Annotated in this window: 5 protein-coding genes; 4 read left to right on the top strand and 1 reads right to left on the bottom strand. The window is 35.5% G+C overall.

All coding sequences use genetic code 11. The features are described from left to right. From ACY65O_RS08115 to ACY65O_RS08100, 4 genes are all read left to right on the top strand, one after another. A partial coding sequence (locus ACY65O_RS08115) for a sugar phosphate nucleotidyltransferase (protein WP_462220352.1) occupies positions 1 to 771 on the top strand: 771 nt, incomplete at its 5' end. Between the two features lie 119 nt (positions 772 to 890). Then, positions 891 to 1,829 (top strand): NAD(P)H-dependent flavin oxidoreductase, encoded by a 939-nt coding sequence (locus ACY65O_RS08110; RefSeq protein ID WP_462220353.1) that lies wholly within the window; start codon positions 891 to 893, stop codon positions 1,827 to 1,829. Positions 1,830 to 1,875: 46 nt separating this feature from the next. Then, positions 1,876 to 4,305 (top strand): SLBB domain-containing protein, encoded by a 2,430-nt coding sequence (locus ACY65O_RS08105; RefSeq protein ID WP_462220351.1) that lies wholly within the window; start codon positions 1,876 to 1,878, stop codon positions 4,303 to 4,305. 43 nt (positions 4,306 to 4,348) lie between these two features. Then, complete coding sequence (locus ACY65O_RS08100; RefSeq protein WP_462220350.1) at positions 4,349 to 5,404, top strand: hypothetical protein; 1,056 nt, start codon at positions 4,349 to 4,351, stop codon at positions 5,402 to 5,404. A 63-nt stretch (positions 5,405 to 5,467) separates the two neighbouring features. On the opposite strand, the gene ACY65O_RS08095 is transcribed toward ACY65O_RS08100, so the two are convergent. Further along, a partial coding sequence (locus ACY65O_RS08095; RefSeq protein ID WP_462220349.1) for an ABC transporter permease occupies positions 5,468 to 6,738 on the bottom strand: 1,271 nt, incomplete at its 5' end.

The raw sequence follows: 6,738 nt of genomic DNA, 5'->3' as shown, positions 1-6,738 counted from the left end.
GAGCGGCATGGTACCGGGCATGCTATAAATCTTACCAAAGAAATTATAGGCGATGATGAAATGTTGGTTGTACTGGGAGATACCATTGCAGAATATGATGTAAAAGAAATACTTAATACACCATACTCAATGTTAGGTGTAAAAAAAGTGGATGACCCTCGTAATTTTGGTGTAGCTGAAATAGAAGAAGATGGTTTTATAAGCCGTGTGGTGGAAAAGCCTGCTATACCAAAAAGCAATATGGCATTGGTAGGGGTGTATAAAATTAAAGAAACTGGTTTTTTATTTTCCTGCATAGAAAAAATAATTGCAGCGGATATTAAAAGTTACGATGAATTTAACTTAACCGATGCATTGGAATGTATGATACAAAACGGAGTAAAGTTTCAACCGTTTAAAGTGCAGAATTGGTTTGATTGCGGCAAAAAAGAAACACTGCTGGAATCAAATGCAACCTTACTTAAAAAATTTGGTGGCAATATTGCTGAAAAGCATTCTTTTGAAAATACTATTATAATACCACCCGTAAGTATTGGCGAAGGTTGCGATATTAAAAATTCGGTAATAGGCCCCAACGTAGCCATTGGCGAAAATTCGAAACTAAACCATGCAATAATTAAAGACTCAATTATAGGCGCTTATTCCAATCTTTTTGAAATTGTATTAAACACTTCACTTATAGGCAGCGATGCAGAAGTACGGGGTGTAAGCCGCAGCTTAAATATTGGAGATAATACTGCAATTGACCTGGGCGGAGGCACCAGAAGTTAAATCAATTCCTTTCGTTTCAAATTAAAAAAATCTTGGTTTTATAAAATAAATCCTTTTACTTTGCGTTTCAAAGTGCTTTCTATTTGTGTTTTTGAAATTTTGAAAAAGGTGTTTTGAAAATGAATAACAGGGTTACACAACTTTTTAATATCAAATATCCCATCATTCAGGCAGGGATGATATGGGCAAGCGGCTGGCGGCTTGTAAGTGCGGTAAGTAATGCAGGTGGTTTAGGGTTGATAGGCAGCGGAAGTATGTATCCTGAAATCTTGAGGGAACATATAAAAAAGTGTAAAGTAGCTACCAACCGGTCCTTTGCTGTTAATGTTCCTTTGCTTTACCCGGATATTGATAAACATATTGACATTATTATTGAAGAAAAAGTGCCCATTGTTTTTACATCGGCGGGTAACCCTAAAATATGGACATCAACCTTAAAAGAAAAAGGCATTAAAGTGGTTCATGTGGTAAGCAGCAGCAAATTTGCGCTTAAAGCCCAGGAGGCAGGTTGCGATGCAGTGGTAGCCGAAGGTTTTGAAGCAGGCGGGCACAATGGAAGAGAAGAGACCGCAACAATGGTACTGGTTCCGGCAGTTTGTGCAGCAGTAAATATTCCGGTTATAGCCGCAGGTGGTATTGCAACAGGAAGGCAAATGTTAGCGTCGATGGTGCTGGGTGCAGCGGGTGTACAAATTGGCAGCCGCTTTGTAGCCAGCGAAGAAGCGTCTTCTCATACTAATTTTAAAGAGGCCGTTATACATTCCGCCGAAGGCGATACGATGTTATCGCTAAAGCAATTAACACCAGTAAGACTAATGAAGAATAATTTTTTTAACCGGGTGCAAACAGCAGAGCAGCAATGTGCATCGGTAGACGAGTTAAAAGAATTATTAGGAAGAGGGAGGGCAAAAAATGGAATGTTTGAAGGAAATTTAGAAGAAGGAGAGCTTGAAATAGGACAGGTAAGCGCTATAATTAAATCAATACAACCGGCTGCTGTTATAGTAAATGAAATATGGAATGAATTTGAATTGTTATTAAAGCAGCCACTAAAATAAAATATTATCTTTGCCATCAAAATTTTTGAAAATCAACCCCCAAGAAATGTTAGTAAACTCAGGAACGGTAATTAAGTATATAAAAAAGCTATCTGTAATATCTTGCTTATTTTTTATTGCTTTTACAATTAAAGCCCAGGCACAACCACCGGGCGGCGACCCAAGTAACCCAACGGGTTTACCATCATTACCGCCAACTACTACAATGTCGCCAGCGCAATTAAACCAAATTTTAGCTGCTGATAAAAGTGCAGCTGGTTCATCAATTGGTTCAGATAAAAATAAAGCACTTAATAACAGAATTGACAGGGATAGTCTTGTTAGGGAAGCTACACCGCAATCGGCGAATGTAACAGAACAAACATACGGTATGCAATTATTCAGGGGTGGTGTTGTAGCTTCAGTTACTGATTTATCTACTCCACCTTTGGATTATCCTATTGGTGTTTACGACAAGATAATTGTATCGCTGTGGAATGGTGCCGAAGCAACTTTTGATTATACTGTTGCAAGGGATGGTTCTATTTTTCCTACTGGCTTGGGAAAAATATATTTACAGGGTTTAACTTTTGAACAGGTACGCTCATTAATAACACAGCGTTTTAAATCCTATGTTCCTGCTTCTACAAATATTACAGTATCATTAGGGCAGCCCCGTACAATTTCTGTAAACGTTGCAGGTGAGGTAAACTCTCAGGGGCCTGTTACAGTTTCTGCTTTTACCAATGCATTTAATATAATTGCATTGGCAGGAGGGCCAACAGAATTTGCTAACCTTAGAGAAATATTAATTAAAAGAAACGGAAGGGTTATTGACGCATTGGATGTATATAAGTATTTAACCACCGGCGATTTTGGCAAACATATCTACCTGGAAAATAATGACTTTGTTATTTTGCAAACTGTAGAAAAAAAGGTAAAGGCAGAAGGCAAATTTAAAAGGCCCATGTTTTATCAGTTAAAAAAAGATGAAGGGATGAAAGCCCTTTTGAAATACAGCGGCGGCTTACAAAAGGATGCTTTTTCGAGTGGCGTAAAAGTATTTAGAACAGAACTGGAAAAACAAATAATAAAAGATGTAAACACTACTGCAATTATAAATCCCACCAACCTTGAAATTTATAAAAACGAAGATTTTCCTTTGATTGATGGTGATATTGTAAAAGTAATTGCTGTAAATCCCGGCTTAATAAATAAAGTGGAAATAAAAGGTGAAGTATCTTACCCCGGCCAGTACGAAATAAGAAAAGGCGATAAATTATTTGATGTTATTAACAGGGCAGGAGGTATTACACGTAATACTTATTTGCCAAGAGCTTATGTTTTTAGGGGAGGAGGTGACAGTACCAACATAAAATCGAATAAACTGGAGGTAGATTTAAGCGATATCACTAAGAATGATAATGATGCAAGCCAGTATAATGTAGAAATTTTTGCTAATGATCAAATATTGTTATTTAATGCCAACAATTTTTACGACAGGCAGTATGTAGAAATATTTGGTGAAGTAAGAAAAGAAGGACGCATAAATAAATATGGTGGAATGACTTTGCAGGACCTGCTGTATTTATCAGGAGGCTTAAAACAATCTGCCGAATTTGGAAGAATTGAAATAGCGAGTGTGCTGGATATCGATTCAGCAAAAAGGGAGCAAACGCCAACAAGAGTTATTCTAAAGCAAATAAAAGTATCTCCTAATTTAGATATTGACAGTGCTTCTGCAGGAATTATTTTAAAACCTTTTGACCAGGTGTATGTTAGAAAAAATCCCACATTCGAATTGCAGCAACTGGTGCAAATAAACGGGTTAATAAAATATCCCGGTCCTTATCCACGCCTTAATAAATACGAACGGTTATCATCTTATATCGAAAGAGCCGGTGGCATAAAAGAAAATGCAGATTTAGGCGGTGCAATTTTGTACAGGAAGAAAACACAATACTTCAGGGATAATGTAACGAGTAAAGTAAATTCTTTAACAGATTCATTAGGGGGTATTATTTTAGATTCTGTGAAAACAAGTATAAGTGAAGTATCGCAGGAGCCGGTAAGTATAGATTTGTTCAGGGCGATGAAAGATAAAAATTCGAAGTTTGATATTGTATTGCAGGAAGGGGATATTATTTTTGTACCTGAAATAAATCCTTTTGTAAATGTAAAAGGGACTGTTCAATCACCATTAAAATTAACTTTTGATAAAGAGCATACTAACTTATTATATTATATAGATAAGGCCGGCGGTTATGGCAGGCATCCGTGGAGAAGCCGGGTTTATGTACAATATGCTAATGGCAAAAGCAGGCGGACAAGAAATATTTTCTTCATGCATTTCTATCCAAAAGTTGCAGAGGGCAGTACAGTAAATGTACCTGAAAAAGCAGAGGGTAGCCAGGTGGTTGATATTTTTAAGCAGGCAGGTTTATCTATCGTTACTATTGTTACAAGTGTTTTAGTTGCCAAAATAATAACAAATTAACAGGAGGACTTGATTGCAATTCCAATAAACAATAAAAATTCAGATGAATAATATAGAACTTATAAAACAACTTCTAAAAAGGCTTAAAAAATTCAGTTGGTTAATTGCCATTATTGCAATTGCATTTGGCACTTTATTTTATTTTATGGCCAGGCAGAGTGTGGTAATTTATACATCTAAATCAACTGTTTTTCCATTAAACAGTACAAATGATAATAATATTTCTTCCAGTGCAATAAGTAATATTTTAGGATTGTCGGATGCTCCCAAATCATTCAGTGGCGAAGCTTCCATTAATATTGTAGAATTAGCTGCCAGCCGCAGAACAAGGGAAGCAGTTGCAGAAGCCAGGGCTGTAAGAGTACCTTCTTTAAAAAATAAAACAATTGCACAATTATTAATTGAAGAAAATAATAATCATGTAGGCTTTATGCAAAACGAGCCTATTGAAATTAAAAAATTAGACAGCATTACAATAGTTAATATTGCCAGCAACATGCTAAAAGGCGGCTTTGCTGCTAAAATTAATAAGAATGGAATCCTTGAATTAAATTACAGCAACAGTAATCCGGATATTGTAAAGGAAGTGAGTTACCTTTTTATTGATAAACTTTCTGAATTTTATATTGATTTAAAAAAGAAAAAAGCTCAGATTGATTTTGAATTTGCAGTTAATAAAGCTGATTCTTTACATAAAGTTGTAAATAAAATTGACGGAGCTATTATTAGAGATGACGAACACACCTTTTTTACTAACCAGGAATTAAGAAGGTATAATTTACCTAAACAAAATAAATTGCAGGACAAGCAAACTGTGCAATCGCAATATTATTATGCAGTAAACAACCGGGAAGCTGCTGCATATAAATTGCAAAAAGAAACGCCTATTATTGAAGCTTTAGATAGACCGGAAGGGCCGTACGATTCAGGCAGTAAATCAACAAAAATTTATGCAATTGTAGGTTTGTTACTGGGTGCATTTATTGGCATTATTGCAGTTAGCTGGAAAATTATAAACAAATACATTAGCGACGAATTGAACAAGGCAATAGAAAAAGCAGCAAAACCTAAAGTACAGCCCGAAATTGTAAAGGCATAATTCTTCTTTTATAAAAAAATCCATGTTTGTATTTTACAAACATGGATTTTTATTTTGTTGATTTTATTTTCTAAAAGCCCATTTTATCATTTCCTTCCAGCTGGGTTTTTTACCATACATTAAAATACCGGTACGGTAAATTCTTGCAGCAAACCAGGTGGTAAACATAAAGCCTGCAATAAGAGACGCCATTGATAAACCCAATTGCCACCACGGTACAGTGTTGGGCACGCCAAAAGGGATACGTGCCATCATTACTATCGGGGAACTGAATGGGATAATGCTTGCCCAAACTGCTAAAGAACTGCTGGGGTTGGCTATTGCAGGTGTCATTAATGCAATGGAAAAAATAATAAGCATGGTTATAGGAAAACTTAATGATTGTGCTTCTCTCATATCTTCATTAATAGCACTGCCAATTGCTGCGTACAAAGAAGAATAGAAAAAGAAACCTGCCAGCAAATAAAAAATAAAACATCCTACCACCAAAGGGATATTTACACTGGTAAATACTTCCTGAATTTTACCCACCATAGCCGAAGCAGTGCCTCCGCTTCCTGTGTTTTTAGTAACATTATAAATTATAAAAATGCAGGCAATCCAGATAAGAAACTGTGTTAAAGCCACCATGCCAATACCAACAATTTTTCCAATCATCAATTGGAATGGTTTTACAGAAGATACTACCACTTCTGCAATACGGCTGGTTTTTTCTTCGGTAACACCCATCATAACCTGGCTGCCGTAGAGTAATAAAATAAGATACATTAAGAAACCTGATACGTAACCAATAACGGTTGCTAACCCGGCATCTGCATTTTTATTTTTTTCATTTTTTACTTTAAGGTTTATACCAGTATTTAAAATAGAATCTTTTGCAGCAGTTAAACCTAAACTATCATGTTTAATTTTGGTCCATAATTGATTTAGTCTTTTTTCAACGGGGTTTATTGCGCCGACTCCAAATGATTTTTTTGTGTTTACCATTAAGTTATTACTGTCGATGCCTTTTCTCCAGTTAAAATTTTCAGGTATCATTACATAACCATCATAGCCCTGCGAATCGAAATTTATTTTAAATAATTCGGGATCTGCAGTTATTAAATGTATAGTATTACTGGTATCGCTACCATTTACAGATTTAATTAAATCTTCTGTAAATAAACCGGATTTATCAATTAATGCAATTTTTATATCCTCCCTTGTTTTATCTGCAATATATCCTGTACCAAAAATTAAAGCCAGATATAAAAGCGGAAAAAGAATAGTACCAATGATGAAGGTTTTTTTTCTAACACGGGTTAAAAATTCTCTTTGTATGATTAATAAAATTT

The sequence above is a fragment of the Ferruginibacter sp. genome, from assembly GCF_031430955.1.
GTDB lineage: Bacteria > Bacteroidota > Bacteroidia > Chitinophagales > Chitinophagaceae > Ferruginibacter.
This window is presented reverse-complemented; position numbering and strand designations above follow the sequence as displayed.

Excerpts from the sequence above, each read along its gene's own strand:
- ACY65O_RS08110 (WP_462220353.1), top strand. The coding sequence starts at position 891 with ATGAATAACAGGGTTACACAACTTTTTAATATCAAATATCCCATCATT.
- ACY65O_RS08105 (WP_462220351.1), top strand. The coding sequence starts at position 1,876 with ATGTTAGTAAACTCAGGAACGGTAATTAAGTATATAAAAAAGCTATCT.
- ACY65O_RS08100 (WP_462220350.1), top strand. The coding sequence starts at position 4,349 with ATGAATAATATAGAACTTATAAAACAACTTCTAAAAAGGCTTAAAAAA.